The 21,522-nt window shown below is 69.3% G+C and carries 17 protein-coding genes; 8 read left to right on the forward strand and 9 right to left on the reverse strand.

From position 1 onward, the window contains the following. Positions 1-7: 7 nt before the first annotated feature. The 3 genes from ACWGKS_RS00245 (at position 8) to ACWGKS_RS00255 (ending at position 5,868) form a co-directional block, all read left to right on the forward strand. Positions 8-334 carry an ArsR/SmtB family transcription factor gene (locus ACWGKS_RS00245; RefSeq protein ID WP_067597387.1) on the forward strand — a complete coding sequence of 109 codons (327 nt, stop codon included), beginning with the start codon at positions 8-10 and terminating at the stop codon, positions 332-334. 928 nt (positions 335-1,262) lie between these two features. After that, on the forward strand, positions 1,263-3,473 hold the full coding sequence (locus ACWGKS_RS00250) for a serine/threonine-protein kinase (protein ID WP_358504123.1): 2,211 nt from the start codon (positions 1,263-1,265) through the stop codon (positions 3,471-3,473). Between the two features lie 343 nt (positions 3,474-3,816). Next, positions 3,817-5,868 (forward strand): serine/threonine protein kinase, encoded by a 2,052-nt coding sequence (locus ACWGKS_RS00255; RefSeq protein WP_358504120.1) that lies wholly within the window; start codon positions 3,817-3,819, stop codon positions 5,866-5,868. Between the two features lie 3 nt (positions 5,869-5,871). Here ACWGKS_RS00255 and ACWGKS_RS00260 read toward each other — a convergent pair whose 3' ends face one another. Then, entirely contained in the window at positions 5,872-7,035 is a 1,164-nt protein-coding gene (locus ACWGKS_RS00260) for a DUF418 domain-containing protein (protein ID WP_358504117.1), read from the reverse strand. A gap of 479 nt (positions 7,036-7,514) precedes the next feature. On the opposite strand from ACWGKS_RS00260, the gene ACWGKS_RS00265 reads away from it, so the two are divergent. Beyond that, positions 7,515-8,492, forward strand: a complete 978-nt coding sequence (locus ACWGKS_RS00265; protein ID WP_358504115.1) for a nitroreductase/quinone reductase family protein — start codon at positions 7,515-7,517, stop codon at positions 8,490-8,492. A 10-nt stretch (positions 8,493-8,502) separates the two neighbouring features. Here ACWGKS_RS00265 and ACWGKS_RS00270 read toward each other — a convergent pair whose 3' ends face one another. From ACWGKS_RS00270 to ACWGKS_RS00305, 8 genes are all read right to left on the reverse strand, one after another. Further along, positions 8,503-9,399 (reverse strand): type II secretion system F family protein, encoded by an 897-nt coding sequence (locus ACWGKS_RS00270; RefSeq protein ID WP_358504111.1) that lies wholly within the window; start codon positions 9,397-9,399, stop codon positions 8,503-8,505. 26 nt (positions 9,400-9,425) lie between these two features. Beyond that, the gene (locus tag ACWGKS_RS00275) at positions 9,426-10,358 is read right to left on the reverse strand and encodes a type II secretion system F family protein (RefSeq protein ID WP_358504109.1); all 933 of its coding nucleotides are present in this window, start codon (positions 10,356-10,358) and stop codon (positions 9,426-9,428) included. 64 nt (positions 10,359-10,422) lie between these two features. Beyond that, on the reverse strand, positions 10,423-11,748 hold the full coding sequence (locus ACWGKS_RS00280; RefSeq protein WP_358504106.1) for a CpaF family protein: 1,326 nt from the start codon (positions 11,746-11,748) through the stop codon (positions 10,423-10,425). A 35-nt stretch (positions 11,749-11,783) separates the two neighbouring features. Further along, a complete protein-coding gene (locus ACWGKS_RS00285) occupies positions 11,784-12,137 on the reverse strand; it encodes a TadE/TadG family type IV pilus assembly protein (RefSeq protein WP_358504102.1) in 354 nt (117 codons plus the stop codon). Beyond that, on the reverse strand, positions 12,134-12,538 hold the full coding sequence (locus ACWGKS_RS00290; RefSeq protein WP_358504547.1) for a pilus assembly protein: 405 nt from the start codon (positions 12,536-12,538) through the stop codon (positions 12,134-12,136). The genes ACWGKS_RS00285 and ACWGKS_RS00290 overlap by 4 nt, the downstream gene beginning before the upstream one ends. Before the next feature lie 49 nt (positions 12,539-12,587). Further along, positions 12,588-14,009, reverse strand: coding sequence for an AAA family ATPase (locus tag ACWGKS_RS00295; RefSeq protein ID WP_358504099.1), 1,422 nt, complete (start codon positions 14,007-14,009; stop codon positions 12,588-12,590). A 6-nt stretch (positions 14,010-14,015) separates the two neighbouring features. Then, a complete protein-coding gene (gene cpaB, locus ACWGKS_RS00300; protein WP_358504096.1) occupies positions 14,016-14,774 on the reverse strand; it encodes a Flp pilus assembly protein CpaB in 759 nt (252 codons plus the stop codon). 78 nt (positions 14,775-14,852) lie between these two features. Further along, positions 14,853-15,962, reverse strand: a complete 1,110-nt coding sequence (locus ACWGKS_RS00305) for a hypothetical protein (protein WP_452456706.1) — start codon at positions 15,960-15,962, stop codon at positions 14,853-14,855. A 597-nt stretch (positions 15,963-16,559) separates the two neighbouring features. On the opposite strand from ACWGKS_RS00305, the gene ACWGKS_RS00310 reads away from it, so the two are divergent. The 4 genes from ACWGKS_RS00310 (at position 16,560) to ACWGKS_RS00325 (ending at position 21,069) form a co-directional block, all read left to right on the forward strand. Further along, positions 16,560-16,976 carry a YkvA family protein gene (locus ACWGKS_RS00310; protein WP_358504094.1) on the forward strand — a complete coding sequence of 139 codons (417 nt, stop codon included), beginning with the start codon at positions 16,560-16,562 and terminating at the stop codon, positions 16,974-16,976. A gap of 180 nt (positions 16,977-17,156) precedes the next feature. Beyond that, positions 17,157-18,410, forward strand: coding sequence for a 4-hydroxybenzoate 3-monooxygenase (locus ACWGKS_RS00315; protein WP_358504091.1), 1,254 nt, complete (start codon positions 17,157-17,159; stop codon positions 18,408-18,410). A 19-nt stretch (positions 18,411-18,429) separates the two neighbouring features. Then, complete coding sequence (locus ACWGKS_RS00320; RefSeq protein ID WP_358504088.1) at positions 18,430-19,032, forward strand: hypothetical protein; 603 nt, start codon at positions 18,430-18,432, stop codon at positions 19,030-19,032. Positions 19,033-19,701: 669 nt separating this feature from the next. Continuing rightward, on the forward strand, positions 19,702-21,069 hold the full coding sequence (locus ACWGKS_RS00325; protein WP_452521314.1) for a DUF222 domain-containing protein: 1,368 nt from the start codon (positions 19,702-19,704) through the stop codon (positions 21,067-21,069). Positions 21,070-21,522 lie beyond the last annotated feature (453 nt).

Raw genomic sequence — 21,522 nt, forward strand, 5'->3', positions numbered from 1 at the left:
TGGGGCCTTGGCGCCCCGGGGTGTGTCCAAGGGGCCGGAGCATCCGGCGCTGGACGAGGTCGAACTGGTCACGGTCCTGTCCGCGCTGGCCGAGCCCACGCGGCTGCGGATCGTGTGCATGCTCGCGGCACTGGAGGGTGAGCGGGCCTGGAAGGACATCGATCTGCCGATCGCGCAGTCCACGCTCAGCCATCACCTGAAGATCCTGCGCAACGCGGGTCTGCTGCTGAATCGGACCGAGGGCACGCGGTGCTTCGTGTCGTTGCGCGACCAGGAGTTGGAGGGGCGCTTCCCGGGGCTGCTTGAGACGGTGCTCAACTGCCGGGACCGCTGACCCCACCGCGACCGGTGTCATCCTCAGCTTGTTCACGATGGGACCAACGAAGGTGGCCGCGGTCGAGTTCCCCGGACGTACGGAAGACCCGGCGATCTCTTCCCCCCTGATGCGAGAGATCGCCGGGCCTCCACCCCCCTACGGGAAGGGCCCCTGAACCCTCTGGTCCCCATCTCCCTCCCGGTGCCCGTCGGTCGGAGGGCAGTAGATCCAGAGGCCCTGTGGCGGTGGTGAGGCATCCACGTGCGTGAAGAACGTGGATTCCCCCGATAAACCTCACCGCCGCACTTTGGAAATAGGACTATCGGAAAGTTCTACCCGGGAATGACGAACTTCCGATATTCCTCTCTTCGGTCCGCCCGACCTCGTGTGACTAACGTGGAAAAGCGGGCCCGTGATGTACTCTAGCGCCTCGCCGGACCATTCATGACCCGTGCCGTGGGGCCGGGCCGTGGCCGACGCGACCCCTCGGACGTGGAGTGTCGAGTGCATCGTGTGGACACCACGACTGCCACGGTCCTCGATGCGAGGACCACCACGGTCGGCTGTCCGACGACAACGAGTATGCCCGAGGGCGCGCGTCGTCCGCAGCCATTCGCGATTAATCGTTGAAGTTGATCTTGGGGTTCGGCCGGATCCGGCCATCGGTCTTTTGTTGGTTCATATGCCTCGAAGGAACCGCTTGGTGGTACTGCGGGTCGATCGTGTAGGGCCAACGGGGTTCAGGACGAAGGGCCCGATATCTGGAGTTCGACTGGAAAGCGGGCTCGCGCGAACGCAATGGTTGCACGGGGTTGCAGCCGATGGGTCCGGCGATGGAGGTGAGAACCGCGTCCGCGCGGGCAGGTCCTAGCACCAAGAGGCCGCTGACGGCATCCCACCCTCAGGTAGTGTGCCTCGCTCCCCCCGGCTTGCAGAAGGGTCACTCGTGAACATCGGCGAAGAGTCCACCAACGGCCATCGACCGACCGACGACGTCGGGAACCGGATCGGCGAGACCTTCGGTGGATACCGGCTCACCGAGGTTCTGGGCGTGGGCGGTTTCGGCACCGTCTACCTGGGGCGCCATGACGACGGCCACGTCGCCGCCATCAAGGTCCTGCACGAGCCGGCGGGCGTCTCCCCGGTCGAACGCGAACGCGACCGGGAGCGTTTCCGCAAGGAGGTCGAGCACAACAAGCAGGTCAAGCGGTACTTCATCGCCGAAGTGTTCGACGCCGGGACCGAGGAGGACCCGCCCTGGGTGGTGACGGAGTACGTCGAGGGCCGGACCCTGCGCGAACTCGTCGGTGAGGAAGGCCCCCTGTACGGCGACCCCCTCTACCGGCTGGCGCTCGCCACGGCCACGTCCCTGGGCGCCGTGCACGGCGCCAACATCGTCCACCGCGACTTCACCCCCACCAACATCATCATCACCAGCGAGGGCGTCCGGGTCATCGACTTCGGGATCGCCCGCACCCTGGACAACCGCACCGCCCTGGCCAGCGGCCTCATCGGCACCCCCCGGTACATGGCACCCGAACAGGCCAACGGCTCCGAGGTCACCGCCGCCATCGACGTGCACGCCTGGGGAGCGGTGATGGCCTTCGCGGCGACCGGTGGGCACGTGTTCGACGCGCCCAACGACCACCGCATCCTCGAACGGATCAAACACGACACCCCCGACCTGCGGGGAGTGCCCGACTACCTGGCGAGGATCGTGGCGAGTTGTCTGCACAAGGAACCGGAGCGGCGCCCCACCTCCTACCAACTCCTGGCCATCCTCCTGGGCAAGGAGGTCCCGCTCGAGCACGAACGCCTCGAAGCCGGCCACGCGAGCGGCACCCTCCTGCTGGACGAGGGCGTGCAGGCCTACTGGCGCAGCGTCAGCGGCAGTAGACGGGCGCCCTTCCAGATCGCCGGCGTGTACTACGCCGACCCCACCGAACTCGCCGCCGGCATGCAGGAACGGTGGGCGGAGGCGCACGAGATGCTGAGTGAGCCGCGCGAACGCCACGCGTTGCTGCGTTGGCTGCCCGAGAAGGACAGCGGGGCCCACCGGGTGGTGGGAGCGCTGCCGGAGGACTACGGGGGCGCCGACGTCCAGGCCGCCCACCTGATCGCCGAACTCGACCCTCACCTGGGCGCGCTCTTCCGCGACGTCGACATGTCCTGGGGCGCCCTGTTCAGTACCCGGGACGGGCGCGCCTGGCCGTATCGGGACGGCGAGTACGACTCGCTCATGCACTTCATCGAGCGCTATGACCTGTTGGGGGCGTTCGGCAAGCACCACTGCTTCCGTAACGAACATGAGCCGTGCGTGTGGGGCGCCCCTTGCGTCCTGTACGGCAGGGTCGCCCGCCAGGCCACGGTCCTGTTCGATCGGCTGCGCAAGGGACAGGAGTGGATGAACAGGGTCGCCGAGTCCCTGGCGTTCACCCCGAGGGAGATCTCGCCGGTACGCAAGGGCGACCTGGTCCACATGCTCGCCACCCACGACAAGCGCGACGCGGACGCGGGTGTGCTGGTGGCGTGGGTGACGCAGGGGTTCCAGGAGGGTCCCGAACAGCAGGTCCTCCAGCGGGTGCGCGCCGCCATCGAGGGGGCCGACGACCCATGGCCGGTGGCCGTGGCGCTGCGGGCCCAGCGCGAGGACCTGTCGACGGTGGCGGAGCGGGGGAAGCGGCTGCGCGACCGTGCCGAGGCGCGGCGGGCACGGCGGGCGAAGGCCGTGGGGGAGGGCCGGGACGAGGGCCTGCCCGCCAAGTCGCGCACCGGTGAGGCCGAGCGGGAGCGGTCCCAGGAGAGGCTGGAAGCCTTGGAGAGCGGTGTCTCCCGACACCTGCCCCGGGGCATGTCGATCCTGGGCGCGGGTACTGCGGCGGTGGGGCTGGTCTTCGGTGTCGCCTACACGACCTCCCTGGGCGTGCTCGCGGTGGTGATGGTCCTCGCCGGGGTCGCCCTCGGCGCGATCGGAATGGTCCTGGGACGGGACCAGGGCAGGGAGATCGACGCGCTGCGGCGGCGTCTGGAGGAGGGGCCCGGCACGATCACCCGACCACCCGCCGTCGTCGAGGACGACGACGGCTACGAGGGCGATGTGGGAAGCGAGGAACAGCTCAAGAAGTTGCGCGGGCACCTGTCTGATTTTCCGGGTTGAGTACGAATTCCCTCCTCCCGCCCAACAACCTGATAACGGCCGAGGACGCGAAACGGGGCCTTTGGATGCTGTGGCGCCGGTCTCATTCGCCGATTCGCGAAGGAACGTGTGGAACCTGGAACCACGATGAGCAGCGGCTTCCCGGTCCAGGGGTGGTCGCATGTGTGGTGGCGGGTGGTCGGCCGAAAGCCCTTTCCGGGCGGCCCCGTAGGGCTTTTCGATACCGCAGACCCGGCGACGGGTACCCCGACGATTGGGTAGATTCTCAGGACCACGGGATCGAATGTGCTATCCCGGCACAGGCCACCACAACCGTCCCTTGATGTGTGGAAAGCTGCCCCCAATGGATTTCTCCTCTCCCGCCCTACCGCCGAACGTCGCACCCCTGACCGACGGCGACCCGCTCCAGGTCGGCCCTTACCGCCTGATCGGGCGGCTCGGAGCCGACGGTCTGGGCACCCTCTACGCCGCCGTCTCGCCGGACCACGAGACGTTGGCCCTGAAGATCGCCGACGCCGAATGGACCGATGGCGCCGATGCCGCCGACGAGGACGCGCTCATGCGTCAGGTGGGTGGTGTGTGCACCGTCCCGGTCCGGGACGGCGGTGTCCACGAGGGACGCCCCTGGTCGGCCGTCGGATACATCCCCGGGTTCGAGCTGTGGCAACGCATGCGCGGCCAGGGGCCCTTCAGCGGCAACCAGCTCCTCGTCCTCGCCGCCGGAATGGCCGAGGCCCTCGCCGGCTTCCACTCCCTGGGCCTGGTGCACGGGGATATGCGCCCGGGCAACGTGGTCGTGGCCGCCGACGGTCCCAAGGTCCTCGACTACGGCATCGTCCGCCGTATCGACCCGAGCGCACCCACCCAGAGCGCCCAGAGCCTGGGTTGGTTGGCCCCCGAGCGCTACGAGAGGGCCGCCACGTCCACCGCAACCGACGTGCACGGGTGGGCCGGTCTGGTCGTGTACGCCGCCACCGGCGTCCCGCCGTTCGGCCCCAACCCCGCCGGCCACGTGCCCGGGCGGGTCCCCGGACAGATCGTGTGGGAGATGGCGGCCCGCGCCCGCGAGGCGCGCGTGGACCTGAGCGCCCTTCCCGAGGAACTGCGCCCGCTGCTCGAACGCGCGTTCTCCCCGGACCCCGCCCGGCGTCCCTCCGCGGACGAGGCGTACCTGGAATGCCTGCTGCTGCTCGGTATCGACGAACGGGCCACCGCGGACACCTGGCCCGACCGGCTGCGCGCGCTCATCGCCGAGCACTGGTCCGCCCAGAACATCCCCCCGCACGACCCGGTGACCTGGACCAACGCCGCCCTGGCCCAGACCACGACCGAGCCGGAGCCCGCTCCCGCCGCCGCTGCCGGCACTCCGGTCCCGGCCCAGACCCGGTCCCCGGCCCCGGAGCCCGAACCGGACGCCAACGCCTACCTGTTCGGGGCCCGGGGCGAACCCGGCGCCGCGAACCACACCCAGGAGCTGGTGCTCGAAGAGGACGAGGAGACCGCCGGCGGGCCACGCGTGGGCCTGTGGCTGGTGGTCGGCGCCCTCGGCATGGCCCTGGCGTTGGGTATCGGCTACCTGCTGTTCGAGACGCTCGGCGACGCCGAGCCCGAGAACGTCGTGGCCGAGGAACCCGACCAGGGCTCCCCGGGCGGTGCCGCCCAGGAAACGGAATCGGAACCCGAACCGGCCGAGCCCGAGCCCATGGCCTGTGACGACCCCGAACGGGTCGATGCGCAGGACGCCCGGGCACAGTGGCGTCCGTTCGACCCGGGGGCCGCCGCGGCCCAGACCTACCTCGAACTGCTCACCCCTGGGCCGGAGGGCACCCCGATCGTCGACCCGGAGATCTGGCCGTTCGTCTACCCGGTCGACCACGACACCGTCGACTACGGGTTGGCCACGCCGGGCCTGAGCGCGTTCCCCGTTCTGTCCGTGTGCATGACCCAGGTGGTTCCGGCCGCGGACGGGGCCGAGTTCTCGGTGGAGCTGCGCTACCACCCCGACGTGGGCAGCCACATCGTGTACGCCGAGGACTTCATGACCCTCGTCCCGCTCGACCCCGCGGAGAACGCCGGGGTCGACAAGGAGGTCCACCGAGGCGGTACCGGCAGCGAGCTGGAAGCACCCCTGACACCCCTGACCGTGTTGGGTCCGGACCACCCCTCCGAGACACTGACCGTGTACATCCCGGGAGCCCCCGAGCGCGGAGGGGTGGCCTACCGGCCGGCCGCGCACTCGGGTCCGCTGACGCACGAGATGAGCGGACACTGCTACGACGTGGACGGCACCCTGGAGTGGCGTGAGGAAGAGGCGATGGGCTCGGGCTTCTTCGCGGTCCCGGACACCTCGCTGGAGTCCAACACGATGATGGACTGCCCCGTCGAGGAGGGCTGACCCCTACTCACCCGTGCGACCGGGCAGGTGGATCCCGGCGTACACGCGTCGGCGCAGCAGCGTCTCGGCGGGGCCGCGCCCGCCGCGACGCCGGGAGAGGTCGGCCCACACCAACGTCGCCGCCCACGTCGCCACCGCCACACCGGCGGCGGCCGAGGCACTCGCTGTCGCGCCCCAACCCAGTCCGTAGGGCGCGAACACCAGGGTGAACACCACCGCCTGCGTCAGATAGCAGCTCAGGGAACGCTCGCCCACGGCGGCGACCGCCAGTACCAACGGGTGTTCGGTCGCGTTCGCGTTGGACAGTCCGAGCGCGACCAGGGCGATGAGGGCGGCCCAACCGGCCCCACCCGCCCAGCCGACCGCATCGTGCAGGATCCACAGGGCCGGCTCGACCTCCGGGCCCGGGTTCGGCACCAGGGACGCGCTGACCAGGGCGTCGGGCAGGCCGCCCGCCACCGCGAGCCCCAGACCGACGACGACGGTGCGCACCAGCAGGGTCCGGTGCTGTTCGGGGTGCTCCAGGATCCGGTGGCGTCCGGCCCAAACACCGACCAGCAGTGGGGGCATCACCACCAACACCAGGGTCACGGGCGTGTACAGCACCCACTCGGCGAAGCGTTCGCCCATCGCCGCCACGAGGTCCGACTCCACCAGGGAGGGCGCCGCGGCGTACGCGGCCGGGCCCTCCTCCTCGCCCTGGCCGCCCAGGACGAAGGTGAGCAGGGAGTTCAGGGCCACCGAGACCCCCGCGAACAGGCCGGCCGCCCACAGCAGCGCCCGGTCACCGACCCGCAGGAAGAACAGGAACAGCACCAGCGACAACCCGTAGGCGCCGATGATGTCCACCGGCAACAGCAGCACCCCGTGCGCCAGGCCGATCAACAGCATCCACAGCCCGCGCCGGTGCAGCACCGTCCGCACGTGCACCCATCCGCCCCCCGACTCGGTGACCCGACGGGCGATCCAGACCATGCCGTAGCCGAACAGCAATGAGAACAGCGGGATCGCCCGGCCGTTCACCAGGAGGGATTGGACGAAGGTGAGCGCCTGGTCGCCCACGCCCCGGACCGTGTCGGCGTGGGTGAGGAAGAACTGCGCGTTGACCAGCGCGATGAACAGCAGCATGAAGCCGCGGGCCAGATCCGGGGCGAGGGAACGCCTCATGGTTCTCTCCGAGGGGTGAGGTGCGTGAGGGGACGACCTCGAAACTACGGATCGGCCCGAGGGGAACCGATGGGGCTGAGGCGAGACCTCCGGTGGGGTTCCCCCTACCCGCACGGCCGGTTAAGGTGGTGGGGCGTCGCGTGTCCCGAACCAAGAGCAGTGGGCCGGTCGGTCGACATGGAGGCGCCTGAATTCTTCGGGGAGCCAATCGTGAGCCACTACTTCGCGTACGGAATCTGAGCGGCTGAACCGCTCGCGGCCCTCTCCGGGCCGCCGCACCGTCCGGCATCTTGACCGGCGGCCTCCCCGAACACCATTCGCCTCGGCGCTTCCGTGCGCTCCCTTCGCCTTGCCCCGCCAGGCCTGTCCACGTCGCTTCGGCCGCGTCGTTTCGGCCACGCTGTGCCGGACAGTGCCTTCGACGGCGATACCTCGTGTGCTCGGGGTCGGCCGCCTCCACTCACTCAGGAGGTACTTCCATGACCGACCAGACCACTCAGTCCGACCGATCCGACCAGGCCGCTCAGACCGCGCAGTCCGACAGGCCGCATCCGCACGCCCGCCCCGAACCGGTGGTGAGCCCCTTCAACGTGCCGGTGGTGGAGGAGTTCCGTGCCAACGGAGGCCACGTCGGCGGCATGTTCGAAGGCGGTGACCTGCTGCTGCTCACCACCACCGGGGCGCGGTCGGGTCGCGAGTACACCAACCCGCTCGGGTACCTGAGGGTCGACGACCGGCTGCTGGTCGTCGCCTCGGCGGGAGGGTCCTCGCGCGACCCCGACTGGTATCGCAACCTGCTCGCGCATCCGATGGTGGTCGTGGAGCTGGGCACCGAACGCTTCGAAGCGGTCGCGGTGCCCACCGAGGGCGCCGAACGGGACCGCCTGTTCGAGGAGGTCGTTCGTCGCGAACCGGGGTTCGGCGACTACGAGTCGCGGTCCGGGCGCCGGCTGCCGGTGGTGGAACTCCAACCCGCCGCCCTGGAGAGCGCGGGGGAGGTCACCAACCTCGCCGAGAAGCTGTTCGAGGTGCACGGGTGGCTGCGCGGCCAGCTCGACCGGGTGCGCGAGGAGGCCGAGGCGTACCTGGCCGAACACGCCGGCAGCGGCGCCCCGGTGGGGCTCAACCTGCAGATCCGCCAGCACTGCCTGGCGTTCTGCGAATCACTGCATTTCCACCACAGTGGAGAGGACGGTGTCTTCCCGGGTCTCGCGCAGGGCTACCCTCACCTGCGCGAACCCATCGAGCGGTTGATCGCCGAACACCGGGTCGTGGACCGGATCCGCGGCGAGCTGGAGCGGCTGTTGGCCGACCTGGCCACCGCCGACCCGGACCGTTTCCGCGCCGAACTCGACCGGATGTCCCGGGAGCTCAACGCCCACCTGGACTTCGAGGAGGAGAGCCTGATCCCGGTCCTGTCCCAGATCCCCTTCCCGCCGCCCACCCCCGCGGAGTGACCCGCCGGGGTCAGCCGCCGAGGAGGCTGCCGAAGTCGATGTCGCTGCCCAGGATCATCGACCCGACGATGAGGATGAGCAGGCCCGGCAACAGGGTCGTGGCGGTCACCACGGTCACGCGCGGGTTGAGCTGCTGAGCCTTGCGGCGCATGTACTGGGCGTCCTCGCGACGCATGTCCTGGCTGATGTTGACCAGGGTGTCGCTGAGCGGGGCGCCCAGTTCCTCGGCCTGCTGGATGGCGGTCACGAACTTGCCGAGTGACTCGTTGCGGTTGCGGCGGCGCAGGGCGTCGAACGCCTCCCGGCGGGAGGTGCCCAACTCCATCTGGCGCAGCGCGATGACGAACTCGCCGGAGAGCACACCCGGCATGGAGTCGGCGACCCGGGCCACGGCGGCGCGGAACGACATGCCCGCGCTCACCGTGACCGCGAGTACGTCCAGGAAGTCCGGCAGTTGTGACTGCACCTGGTCGGCCCGCTCCTGGGCCTTGACGTACATGCTCAGGTCGGTCAGGCCCACGAAGGCCAGCATCACCAGGCCGAACATGGCGTTGTCGGACAGCAACAGCAGCACCGACAGGCTGCCGTAGAGCGCGACCTCGCCGATCTTGCGCCGGACGTACCTTTCCACGGTCAGTCCGTCGACCCGGCCGGACGCCTCGATCCGTTCGTGGATGGATCCGCGGCGCTTTTCGGTGAGCGAGGCCAGGACCGAACCCGCGAAGGGGCGGCCGATCGCCTCGGTGATCCGGTGCAGGAAGAACGTCTCGTCGCTCTTGACGACGGGACGCGCGGTCGGCTCGTCCACCGGCACGCGCGTCTTCGACATGCTCAGGTGCAGGCCATAACAGGCGAGTACCACGATCAGTGCCGACGCCAGTGCCACCAGCAGGGGGAGCAGGTTCATCCGAGTTCCTTCGGGGGGATTCGGGGCTACATCTTGAACTTGGTGATCCGGGACACCGCCACGAATCCGATGACGAACAGGGTCGCCACGACCAGCAGCAGCCCGATCCCGGCCGGTTGGGAGGTCATGGTGCGCATGATGCCCGGCTGGATCATGTTGAGCAGGAACAGGGCGCCCACCGACATGAACCCCAACGCCCACACGGTGCTGGTGGTCTCGGACAGGATGGTGCGCACCTCGCGCCGGGTCTCCTTGCGGTTCTCCAAGGTGGCCGAGATGTTGCGCAGCGCGCTGACCAGCGAACCACCCGACCTGGACGCCACGATCAGGGTGGAGAGCAGCACGCCGAGCTCTCGGGAGGGCATGCGTTCGCGCAGTTCGGCGACGGACTCCTCGAAGCTCGCGCCCAGCTTCATCGACTCGGCCATGCGTCCGAGCTCCTCGCCGGCGGGCCCGTCGAGTTCGTCGGCGGCGATGGCCACCGCGGTGGGCAGGGCCAGCCCGGCGGAGGTGGCGTTGCCCAGCACCCGCGCCAGGTCGGGCAGTTGACCGGTGAACTCCTCGCGGCGCTTGGCCTCGGCCCGGCTCAGGTAGGAGAAGAACAGGAACCCCACCCCCACCGCGGCCAGCAACCCGAACATCGGCGCGAGGATCTGCCAGACCACGATGACGGCGAGCAGTGCTCCGCCCACCAACGCGACCAGGAAGGTGGACAGTCGCGTATCGGTGCCCGAACGGGCCAGGCGGCGGCTGAGCCGGGCACCCCACTGGGTGCGGTGCAGCGCCACGTCCAGGCGCGCCATCGGGGTGGAGGCGTCGTACTCGGCCTGGGCCAAGGCGCTGCGGGACGCGATGAGACGGCGCTGGTCGGAACTGGCCACGAACTCCCAGATCGCCCACAGCAACACGGCCAGAACCAGAGCGACCCCACCGAGGATCGCTGCGAACTGCCAGGTCACGCTGACTCCCATCGCGTCGGGCCCGGCGGTGACGCCGAGGATCGGGGGGTACGGGGGAAAGTGGTCACCGGTGTCCTCCGCCGGGGCCGTCGGGGACCACGCCGAACACCGAGGGGATGCTCTCACCGACGTGGTAGATCCGACCGGCGACGTGGCGTGGCAGGGGGCGGTGCCGGAACTCGCCCTTCACGTCGTGGTCCGCTCCGGCGGGCAGCGACGCGAACTCCAACAGCGAGTCCAGCCGGAACTCCTCGCTGCGGCGCGAGGACACCACGGCCACCTCGGAGACCCGACGCGACCCGTCGGGCCACCGGCCCAGGTGCACGATCGCGTCCACCGCGTTGTTGATCTGGTCGCGCAGCGCGTTGTAGGGGACACGTCCGTCGCCCAGGGTGGCCAGGGTCTGGATCCGGTGGATGGCGTCCTCGGCCGAGTTGGCGTGCACCGTCACCAGGGAGCCGTCGTGGCCGGTGTTCATGGCCTGGAGCATGTCGATGGTCTCGGGCCCGCGCACCTCACCGACGATGATGCGGTCCGGGCGCATCCGCAGCGCGTTGCGCACCAGGTCACGGATGGCGATCTCGCCGCGTCCCTCGATGTTGGCGGGCCGCGACTCCAACCGCACCACGTGGTCCTGCATCAACTGGAGTTCGGCGGAGTCCTCGATGGTGACGATGCGTTCGGTGCTGGGCACGAACGCCGACAGGGCGTTGAGGAAGGTGGTCTTACCGGTGCCGGTACCGCCCGAGACCACGATGTTGAACCGGGCCCGGACCATCGCCGACAGCAGCACGCCCGTGGCCTGGTCCAGGCTGCCCATGCGCACCAGGTCTTCGATGGGGTAGGGCTTGGGGAAGCGTCGGATGGTCAGCACCGGACCCGACAACGACAGCGGCGGGATGATGACGTTGACGCGCTCGCCGCTGGGCAGACGGGCGTCGACCATCGGGGATGACTCGTCCACGCGCCGGTTCACCAGCGAGACGATCCGGTCGATGGTCTGGTAGAGCTGCTCCTCGCCGTTGAAGGTCGCGTCGATGCGCTCCATCCGGCCCGCGCGTTCCACGAACACGTTGTCGGGGCCGTTCACCATGATCTCGGTGATGGTCTCGTCGGCGAGCAGGGGTTCGAGTACACCGAGGCCCAGTGCCTCGTCCACGACCCGTCGGGTGAGGATCGAACGTTCCCGGTCCGACAGCACCGGCCCCTCGCGGGAAAGGATGTGCCCGACGACCTTCTCCAGGCGGACCCTGCGCTGGGCCAGGGTGAGCCGTGACAGGTCCTCCAGGTTGATCTCGGCCAGGAGTCGCCGTCGCCAGTGCGTCACACTGCTCCGGTCGGCCCGTTCCTCGTTGGAACGGTCCTCTTCCAGGCGGTCCTTCAGCCCCATGTTCCTCGTTTCCTCCTTGGTGGACGGGCCACGCGTCACATGTTCGGCATGTCCACCCGACGGGTCAGTGTCACGTTCAGGTCCACCGAGAACACGATCGGCAGCGAGTGCGAGACCTCGACGTAGAACCCGTCACTGTCATTGGTGCCGCTGGTGACGGTCGCTTCGTCCAACCAGCTCGGCAAGGCCTGATGGGCGGCCTCCTCGGTGCCCTCCCGGGCCCCGGCGCGCGCCGCGGACTCCAGCCGTTCGATCGCCACGAACGAGATGAAGGCCTCGAAGGCGACCACCACGGTGAGCAGCAGGATCGGCAGGACCGCGGCGAATTCCAGGATGGGGCCGCCGCGGTCGGCGTCCCGGCGCGCTCGGGGGCAGAGGCCGCGTCTCACGTGTCGTCCTCCCCCGGCTCCGATGGCTCCGTGCCAGGTGGTGGCTCGACGACGCCGTCACGCGGGACGACCTCGGTGACGACCCTCGCCTCACCCGTGATGTCCCAGGGTCCGCTCGTACCTGGCAGGAACACCGGCATCGCCACGGTCACCTGGGCGTAGCGTGCGCCGTCGCGCTCCACGACGGAGGTGGTGAGCACGTCGGGGGCGTCCCACGGCGAGAGCACGCGCTTGCGGGCCTCCTCGTCGATGCGCTCCATGTCGTCGGGGGTGACCGCGGCCTGCCGGGCGGCCTCGGCCGCGCCGTGCGAGGCGTACATGGAGGTGAGGCCGATGAGCAGCACCTGCCACACCAGGGCCAACGCCAGCATCATGAAGGGCACCATGGCGGCGAACTCCACGATGATCGCGCCCCGGTCGTCGCGACGCGAGGAGGTGCCGCCGCGTCGCTCAGCCACCGAACCCCCGCCCCGTGGACCCCGGATCCCAGCCGCCCGATCCACCGGTTCCGCCCGTTCCCCCGGGGCCACCCGACCCGCCGGGGCCCCGCGCCCCGGTCACCGCGTGCCCGTTGAACACGTTGTGGCCGCTGGCGTTGAGGAATCCGGACACGTCCCGGGTGGAGGGTGGTCCGTCAGAGGAGACCCCCGGCGCCGGGGTGGCGCCGCCGGAGGGGGTGAACCCGCCCTTGCCGCTGCCGCCCGGCCCGGTGGGCGCGGTGAACAGGTCAAGCTCCGCGGCCAACCGCGCGAAGGCCTTGCGCAGCCCCTCGTCGGTCACCTTGGTGGGGTCGCCGTTGTTCTCGCCGGGCTCCAGCGCCCGGTAGGCGGCCGGGACCGGGGTGCGCAGCACCTTGGTGCCCAGCAGTTGCTGGAGGAAGTCCGGTTGGATCTCGTTCTTGCGGCTGTGCCGGGTGACCAGGGAGTGCACGTTGTCCTGGGTGCGGATCTGTAGCCGTTCCCACATCGCCATCAGGCGTTGGGCCCCGCGCATCGCCGGTACGTCCGGGGTCACCGTCACCACGGCGTTGTCGGCCAGCTCCACCGCCATCGCGGTGGCCTCGTTCATGGTGGACCCACAGTCCACGATCACCAGTTCGTAGCGTGAGCGCAGGGCGCTGAGGATGCGTCGGGTGGCGCGGGCGTTGACGTCCTCGCCGCGTTCCCCGTGTTCGGGGGCGAGCAGAACGTGCGGGCCGCGCGGGTCCACGTACAGGGTCTCGGCGAGCATGCCGGGGCTGATGTCGTCGGCGCTCTCCACCAGGTCGGTGATCGACCGACGGTGCTGGAGATCGAGGAAGGCGGGCAGGTCACCGGCCTGCAGGTCGAGGTCGACCAGGCACACGACCCGGTCGCGTCTGGCGGCGGCCATCGCCAGGTGCACCGCGCAGGTGGTGGTGCCCACCCCGCCCTTGGCGCCGCTGATCGTCAGTATCCGACCACGAACCCCGGAGGCCGGTAGTTCGTGGGAGGCGGACTCCAGGTGGCGGCGCAGGGTGCGTGACCATTCGGCGGCCTTGGCGATCCGCGTCTCCAGCTCGCCGATCCCGGCGTCCGCGGACAGCACCCCGCGGGCGCCCGCCTCCATGGCTCCGGTGAAGGTGTTCGGGTCCATGGCCGAGGACACCAGCAGGATCGCCAGTTGGGGATGGCGGTGGGACAGGTCGCGCACGGTCTCCAGGACCGGCGCGGGCCCCATGTCCTCGTGGATGAGGATGACGTCGAGTTCGGGGAACTCGCCGGCCGCGTCGTGCAGTGCCGTGCCGGTGTTGCGGATGGCCACCAGGTCGCACGTGCCCAGTTCCTCGAACCGTGCGGCGAGCACCATCTCGGTCTCGGATGTGGGCATCCCCGCCAGAACGCGGAAGTTCACCGCTGTCTACCCCCCATGCGGCACGCGCCGCTCGTCGGTCTGGTCGGCGGCCTGATCGATCAGGTCGTCGAAGTCCCCGCTGCAGAACTGTTCGTCACCCACGGAACCGCCACCGTCCGCGCTGACCAGGGCCAGCCGCAGTTTTGTGGAGAACTCCTCGGCGTAGGCGAGCTGCAGCGCGCTGTCCGGATCGAGCCGGAACGTCACCGGAACCACACCGGTCACCCCCGAATCGGTCTCCTGACTGCGCAGCTCACCGATGTCGAGGACCTCGACCTCGGTGATGACACGGGTGGCGCAGGCCTCGCCGTGGTCGCGCGGCTGGAAGGTGCCGTAGATGTCCACGACCGAGCCGCGTCGCACCTTGCCGGCCACGCCGGTCTCGGCGTTGACCATGATGGCGATCTCGCGTTCGCCCTCGGTCAGGGTCGGCTGCGGCTGCACCATGCCCTGCTGCAGGAGAACACCGCTCTCCAGATGGGAGGCGGCGACCAACTGCTGATCGGCGGGAGTGTCCACGTCGGAGAGGTCGGAGATGAACACCTCCGGGTCGAAGTACATGCTGGGGACCTCGACCGACTCGACCTGTTCCTGGGTGATCGGTTGGTAGGCCTCCACGTCGTCGACCAAACGCAGGACCGTGGCGAACTGGCCCAGGCGTTCCTGCTGGCTGTCGAGGTAGGTGAACACGGACGCGAATACTGCCACTGCGCCGACCGCGGCCACGACCATGAGCAGGACGCCTCGTCGCTGACGGGGGTTCATAAGGGGGCTCTATCCGTTTCCAGTGTCGTCGTGGATCCCGTCGCGGACATGGCGATGGGACCCGGCCGGGAGGGGCTGTCACCGTGAGTAGGACCGTGGGTCCAGTCGGCGGTGCGGTGGTTCCTCCGCGGGGGCGGGCGGGGACTGTGGGGGTCGAGAGAGCTGTGGGGGGCGCACGCGGGCCTCTCCGTTGGGTGGCGGCCCCGGTACCGGAGCGCCGGCCCCTGGTGGGGGTGGGTTCGTCGGTGGGCCCGTCGGTGGGCCCGCGGGTGGGGTCGATCGCGGCCCCGGGGTCGGGGGACGCACCGGCGAGGTGGCGGACGTGTAGATGGGGTGCCCGGCGGAGTTGGCCGAGCAGAACGGGCAGGGGCGTGCGGCCATGGGTTCGCCGCACCAGGCGCAGGCGGAGGCCCGGATGGAGCCGGCCGCGTAGGCCAACGCCTGTGGGTGGGCGCTCAGCGCCACGAACTCGACGTACTTGGAGGTGCCCCAGTAGGCGCTGCCCAGGGGCTGTGCGGGCAGGTTGCGGGTGGCCACGGGTTGGATGGCCTGTGGCAGGTGGTCGTCGAACACCTTGGTGATGGCCGGGTCCGGGGTGGAACTCAGCAGCTGCACGGGTTGGACGGGCCGGAACGGCAGCCCGACGGCGAGTTCGGCCGGGCGTAGCCGACCCACCCGCGCGGTGGGCGCGCAGAACGCCAGGAAGGACACCGACGGCGCGTAGGAGCCCATGTGCTGGCGCATGCTGGTGGGCAGGGTGGAAAGGCCGGAGACGGTACGGAGCCAGGCGCCGGCGAGCAGGTGTTTGGGCAGTTCACCACTGAGCGCGGCGACCATGCCCGGTGGAAGGTAGGGGGCCAGGTAGGCGAGCTGGTCGGCCACCAGGGACAGGGCCAGTGGGGACAGGTCGACGCCGATACCGGCGATCCGGTCGGTGCGCAGGGCGCCGCGGGCGAAGTTCACCGCGCGTTCGGCGTCCGTTGCCTGCCAGGCCGGGTAGAGGGCGACGACCTTACGGCCGGCCCGGACCTGTTCGATGGCGAAGGCGACGAAGGCGGAACTGCGCGCGCCCACGGTGTCCCCGTTGAGCGGGAACCGGTGGGCCCCGGCCTCACCCACGTGCCCCGTGCTGGGGATATCCGCCAACAGGGCTACGGTCGTCGCCGACCTGGGTTGGGCGTTGGACACTGGGAAAGCTCCATCGGTTCTGCGCGTTCGGCGAATTCGAGATGTGGAGCGGCGGCCCATGTGACGGGGTACCACTCGGACGCATCGTAACGAATGGGTGGCTCGGGGTGGGAGGGGCGGTATTCGTTACGGTGCGGCGGGGTGCGTTCCGCTAGACGCCTTTCCGGTGCCTTGCTGGTGGGGGCGACCTGCTGTGGGGGCATGCTGTGGCCTCTCAGAACGGGGAACGGGGGCCGTTGGCCGTATGCGGCCACCCCATGCTGGGTGATTTGTGGTGTTTGGTCCGTTTTTTGGTTTTCGATGTTCCCGATGTGCCGGCCCGCGTGACAAAGGGTGTGCCGACTCCCCAAGGATGCCTTTTCCGGATCAGGACCACCAGTGTCCCCGTCAATGCTGTGGACAACTCCCCTCGAAAGTCCTCCCAACTGCGTAAAAGCAGTCACAGTGGCCCCACGTGCCCCTTCGGCCACCCTCTGGCCACCCTCCGTGGTGTCATCTACGTCTCCATCCTGGTTGCACGGCCACTCCGCGGGAACGATCAGGGGCGAGATCGCGTCATATCTTGAGTAGTCACTTGCCCCCTGAGGAGAGCGAACGATGCGCAACACAAACCGGGCCGCGGCCGGGGCGGCCGCCTGGCAGGTCATCCAGAACACCGACGGCAAGGTCTCCGTGTGGCAGCGCGTCCGCGCGCTCCCGCGCATGATCACCGCCAAGCTGCGCGGCCGTTACCCCGAGCTCGGCGGCGGCAAGCTGTTCACCATGCTGGCGCTGGTCGTGTACGTGATCTCGCCGATCGACTTCATCCCCGAACTGCTGTTCTCCGTGCTGGGCCTGGTCGACGACGTCGCCGTCGCGGTGTGGCTGACCACCATGGCCCTGGGCGAGAGCGAACGCTTCGTGGTGTGGGAGCGCGAGCAGCAGGCCCAGGAGGCCTTCTATCGGGCCAACCCCGACGGTCCCGGCCAGGGGGCCGAGGACCACGTCGCCGGTGGCCGCAAGCAGCACAGCTGACCGACTCTCATCGAGCGCCCGGGGGGAACGATCCTCCCGGGCGTTTCGTGTGCGGGGGCCATGGACAACGGGCAGATCCGGCCGTATCGTACGCATAACGCACATGCGTGCTTAATGCGAACATGTGCGCGTTCCCGTCCCGGAGCACGCCCCCTACGCCACGGAGAGCCGAGCGCACCCATGAACGCGACGAACCAGAGCCGACGGACCCAGGTCGCCATCATCGGGGCCGGCCCCGCCGGGCTCATGCTGTCCCACCTGCTCTCCCTCTCCGGCGTCGACTCCGTCGTCGTCGACGTGCGCGAACGCGACACCATCGAGGCGACCATCCGGGCCGGGATCCTGGAACAGGGGACCGCCGACCTCATGACCGCCACGGGGGTGGGCGACCGCCTCCTCGGCGAGGGCAAACGCCACGACGGCACCTACCTGCGCAGCCGCAAGGAGTCCCGACGCATCGACTTCGCCGCGCTCACCGGCCGATCCGTCTACCTCTACCCCCAGCACGAGGTACTCAAGGACCTCATCGGGGCGCGCCTGGCCGCCGGGGGAGACCTGCGCTTCGGGGTGCGCGACGTCGAGGTCGACGGCGTCACCACCGACGACCCCAAGGTGCGCTTCACCGAGGCCGACGGCACCCGCGTGGAACTCTCCTGCGCCGTCATCGCCGGCTGCGACGGATCCCAGGGCGTGTGCCGGAGCGTCATCCCCAAGGACGCGCGCACCGATTACTTCCACGCCTACCCGCACGGCTGGTTCGGGATCCTCACCGAGGCCCCGCCCAGCTCCGACGAACTGATCTACGCCCATTCCGAGCACGGGTTCGCGCTCATCAGCTCGCGTACGCCCACCCTGCAACGCATGTACTTCCAGTGCGCCCCGGAGGAGGACGCCGCCACCTGGAGCGACGAACGCATCTGGGACGAGCTACGCGCCCGCGTCAACGGCAACGGCTTCGAGCTCCAAGAGGGGCCCATCACCCAGCGCGGGGTCATCCCCATGCGCAGCTACGTCATCGACCCGATGCGCCACGGGCGGCTGTTCCTCGCCGGTGACGCCGCGCACACGGTCCCGCCGACCGGGGCGAAGGGCATGAACCTCGCCGTCGCCGACGTCGTGGTCCTCTGCCAGGCCCTCGAACGCTACTTCCACCAGGGTTCGGCGGAACTGCTGGACGCCTACGGCGACACGGTCTCCGACCGCGTGTGGCAGGCCCAACACTTCTCCTGGTGGATGACCTCCATGCTGCACCTGGACCACGAGGGCGACGCCTTCGACCACCGTCGACAGCTCGGTGAGATCGACCAGATCACCGGATCCCCGGTCGGCGGCGCCTACCTCGCCGACATCTACACCGGCAGGCCCATCACGCTGACCAACCCCGACTCCGTCGTCGCCGAGGCCCTGACCCGCACCGCCCTACGCACCCCCTGAGGCGGCCGATAATGGGGGAATGTCCCCTGAACCACAGCCTCGGGCCGAGCGGGTCGAATCCACCGACCTCGGGCATCCAGCCCTGCGCCGGGACGAACTCGTGGCGCTGGCCGAGCTCGTTCGCGACGCCTGCGCGGGCGACCTGACGATCGGCCTCACCGACGGCGGAGGCGAGGTCGGGCACACCCCGGAGGCCTTCGCCGAGTTCGCCGAGCGCGCTGAGTTCGCCGGGCGTTCCGAGAAGAGCAAGCTGCGTGAACTCTTCATCACCGGGCGACGAGGGCGGACCCACGTCACCGTGATCCTGGGCCACGATTCCCGTGTGCGGGTGAGCGAACCCGACGCCGTCGCCAAGGAGGCGGTCGCCGCGATGGTGGAGGTGGTCCGTGGCCATCAGCGCCGGTTCACCGACCGCGCCTGGACCGGCATCCTCCTCGGCATACTGGGCCTGCTGGTCACCGTCGGCTACACCGGGGTGATCATGGGCCAAGGGCTCATCGGCACCGGGTACGGCCTCGGGGTGGTGGCGTTGCTGGTGGTGAGTCTGGGGTTCGTGTTGTGGGGTCAGTCCAATCCCAGGGATGGCGAGGGCGCCCGCATCGTCAACACCCCACGTCGCTGAGTTGCGCCGGGGGTGGGGGTGGGTGGTGGGGTGCCTCGGGTCGGGAGTCTTGGGGTGGTTGGGCGGGGTGGGGGTGGGTTCTCCCTCCTTCCCCGCCGCGTGATTGTTGCCGCCCGCACCGCACGCGTCAAGGCAATGTCGGGTGCTCTGGCAGCGGGGCTGGTGGCCTTGACCCGTACGGCACGGGCGGCGGTTTGGCGGCTATCGGGGAAGGGGGGAGAGTGGTTGGGGTCCCAACGGCCCTGTGGGCCTTCGGCCCACTCCGGCCGCAGGCGGCCGGATGCCTTCCCCTCCCTCTGGCTTTCTCGTGGAGCGCGTCGCCACTACGTGACGGGTGAGGTAACGAAGGGCCCGCTACAGGCGGGGCGGGTGGCGGAGCGCGTCCCCGCGGTGGCCGGCCCTGGTCTTCTCAGCGATGATCTTGCTCGTAGCGCCCATTTGGGCGCCCAACATGGCGCTACGGACAAGATCGTTTCCATTCAGAGCCCCTCCAACGAAGTCGCTAGGAGCATCTCCGTGATAGGTGGATCCGGTCATAGGGGAAGGGGTTGTGGATAACAAAGAATGGCCATCCCACATATGGTAGGCGCATTCGCCGACCTGGAAATAGGTTGAATATACCCGCCGGTAGGCCTGCCATTTCCTGGGGTGTTCGCATATAATCAGAGTATGAGCTTTCCTCCCCACGCACCGCGCCCGACCGGGAACACCCCGGTCGATAAGGCGATGGCGGGTGCGCGGGAGATCGCGGTGGAATTCTCCGGCCGGGATATCCCGTTCGGGTGCGAGGGCGATGTGCTCGCCCAGTTCGGCCGGCTCAATGGGGAAGTCGACCGGATCCGTTATGGGATGTTGCCCGCCCTGGCCCGTATGGAGGCCACCGGCGCTCTGTTGGAAGAGGGTGGCCAGCGCAGCATCCAGGCGTGGATCACCCACCAGTGGGGGACCTCCCCGGCCGAGGCCAAGAGTCTTGCCACCCTCGCCCGGGCGTTGTACAAGCAACAGCTGCCCCTGGTGGAAGAAGCCTTCCAGGGTGAGGTCTTGTCGTTGGGTGAAGCGTGCGCCATCGCGACCTCCACCGAAAAGGCCACCACCGAGTGGGCGAAGGTCCTGGAAACGGCGGATGAGGAATTCCGTGCCCAGCGTCCTTCGGCGGAAGGGTTTCGGGCCCGGTTGGAATTCGGGCTGATCGGTTTCAAGACCGAGTGCCCGCAGGCTTCGGTGCGCCAGTTGCGGGACGCGGCGAAATGGTTCGTGGCCCGCTTGGATCCGGATAAGGCCGACCGGGACTACGATGAAACGTTCGAGAACCGGGGTGCGCAGTTCTCGCCCACGTTCGAGTCCGGGTTTTTGTTGCGGATGTGGGGTCCGGGGGCCGATAACGAGCTGATCCAGGCCGCCTTGGAGGCTTACACCGAGCCGTATGGGCCGGAGAACGCGGCGATGCCGAAGCATCAGCGTACCTATGACGCGATGATGCGCATCTTCGAGACCGCTCTGACCCACCGGGGTTGCTCCAGCCTGAGCCGCCAACCGTTGGCCACGTTGAACATCACCGTCCCGCTGAAGCGCTTCCTGGGAGACGGCACCGCAGAGCCGGCCACCACGGAGGATGGTGTGGTGTTGCCCGATCAGATGGTGGCCCGCCTGACCCCCGACAGTTGGTTGCGCCGGTTCGTGACCGACGAACAGGGCCGCACCTTGTTGGATGTGGGGCGCAAGCAGCGGTGCGCTCCGGATCCGGTGCGCCAGGCAGCGGGGTTCAAGAAGCCCTACTGCGAGTGGCACGAGGGCTGCGACATGCCGCGTAGCTGGTCGCAGTACGACCACATCGTCCCTTTCTCCCACGGCGGGGCCACCAGCTCCGACAACATGCAGGTGCTCTGCTCCACTCACAATCGGCTCAAGCACCGGTTGCAGGCGAAGGTGAACCGGCAGATCTGGGAGCACCACCACGCCCAGAACCGCCAGGAAGCGGGAAAGGAAAGCGGGTCAGGGGATGGGGAGGGGGAGCCAGCCCCAGCCACCGCCCCCTGACCACCACCATCCGCTTCCACCGCCCGTTTCCGCCAGGTGGAACACCACCCCGGCGAGACCCCCGCTGTGACCACCCCGAGTGGGTGTCAGACCCCAAGGGCCCCATGCCCTGTGGGGATATCCCCATGCCCAGGGGCAGAAACACCGCGAACCCCCGCCCAGAGCCATATCCCGGGGCCGGGGTGGCTCCCGTTGGGGGTGTCGGCACGGCTCCCGCCCCTGGTACCGGCTCCCGCCCCGGGTATCGGCCCACCGGCACCATCAACCTCGTGTTGTCTCTCCATCATGATGATCTTGTCCGTAGCGCCATGTTGGGCGCCCAACATGGCGCTAGGAGCAAGATCATCGCTGAGAAGACCAGGGCCGGCTACCGCGGGGACGCGCCCCGCCCCGTGCCCGACCTGTAGCGGGCCCTTCGTGACCGGACCCGTCACGTAGTGGCGACGCGCCCCA

It is taken from the genome of Nocardiopsis sp. NPDC055879 (assembly GCF_053615935.1).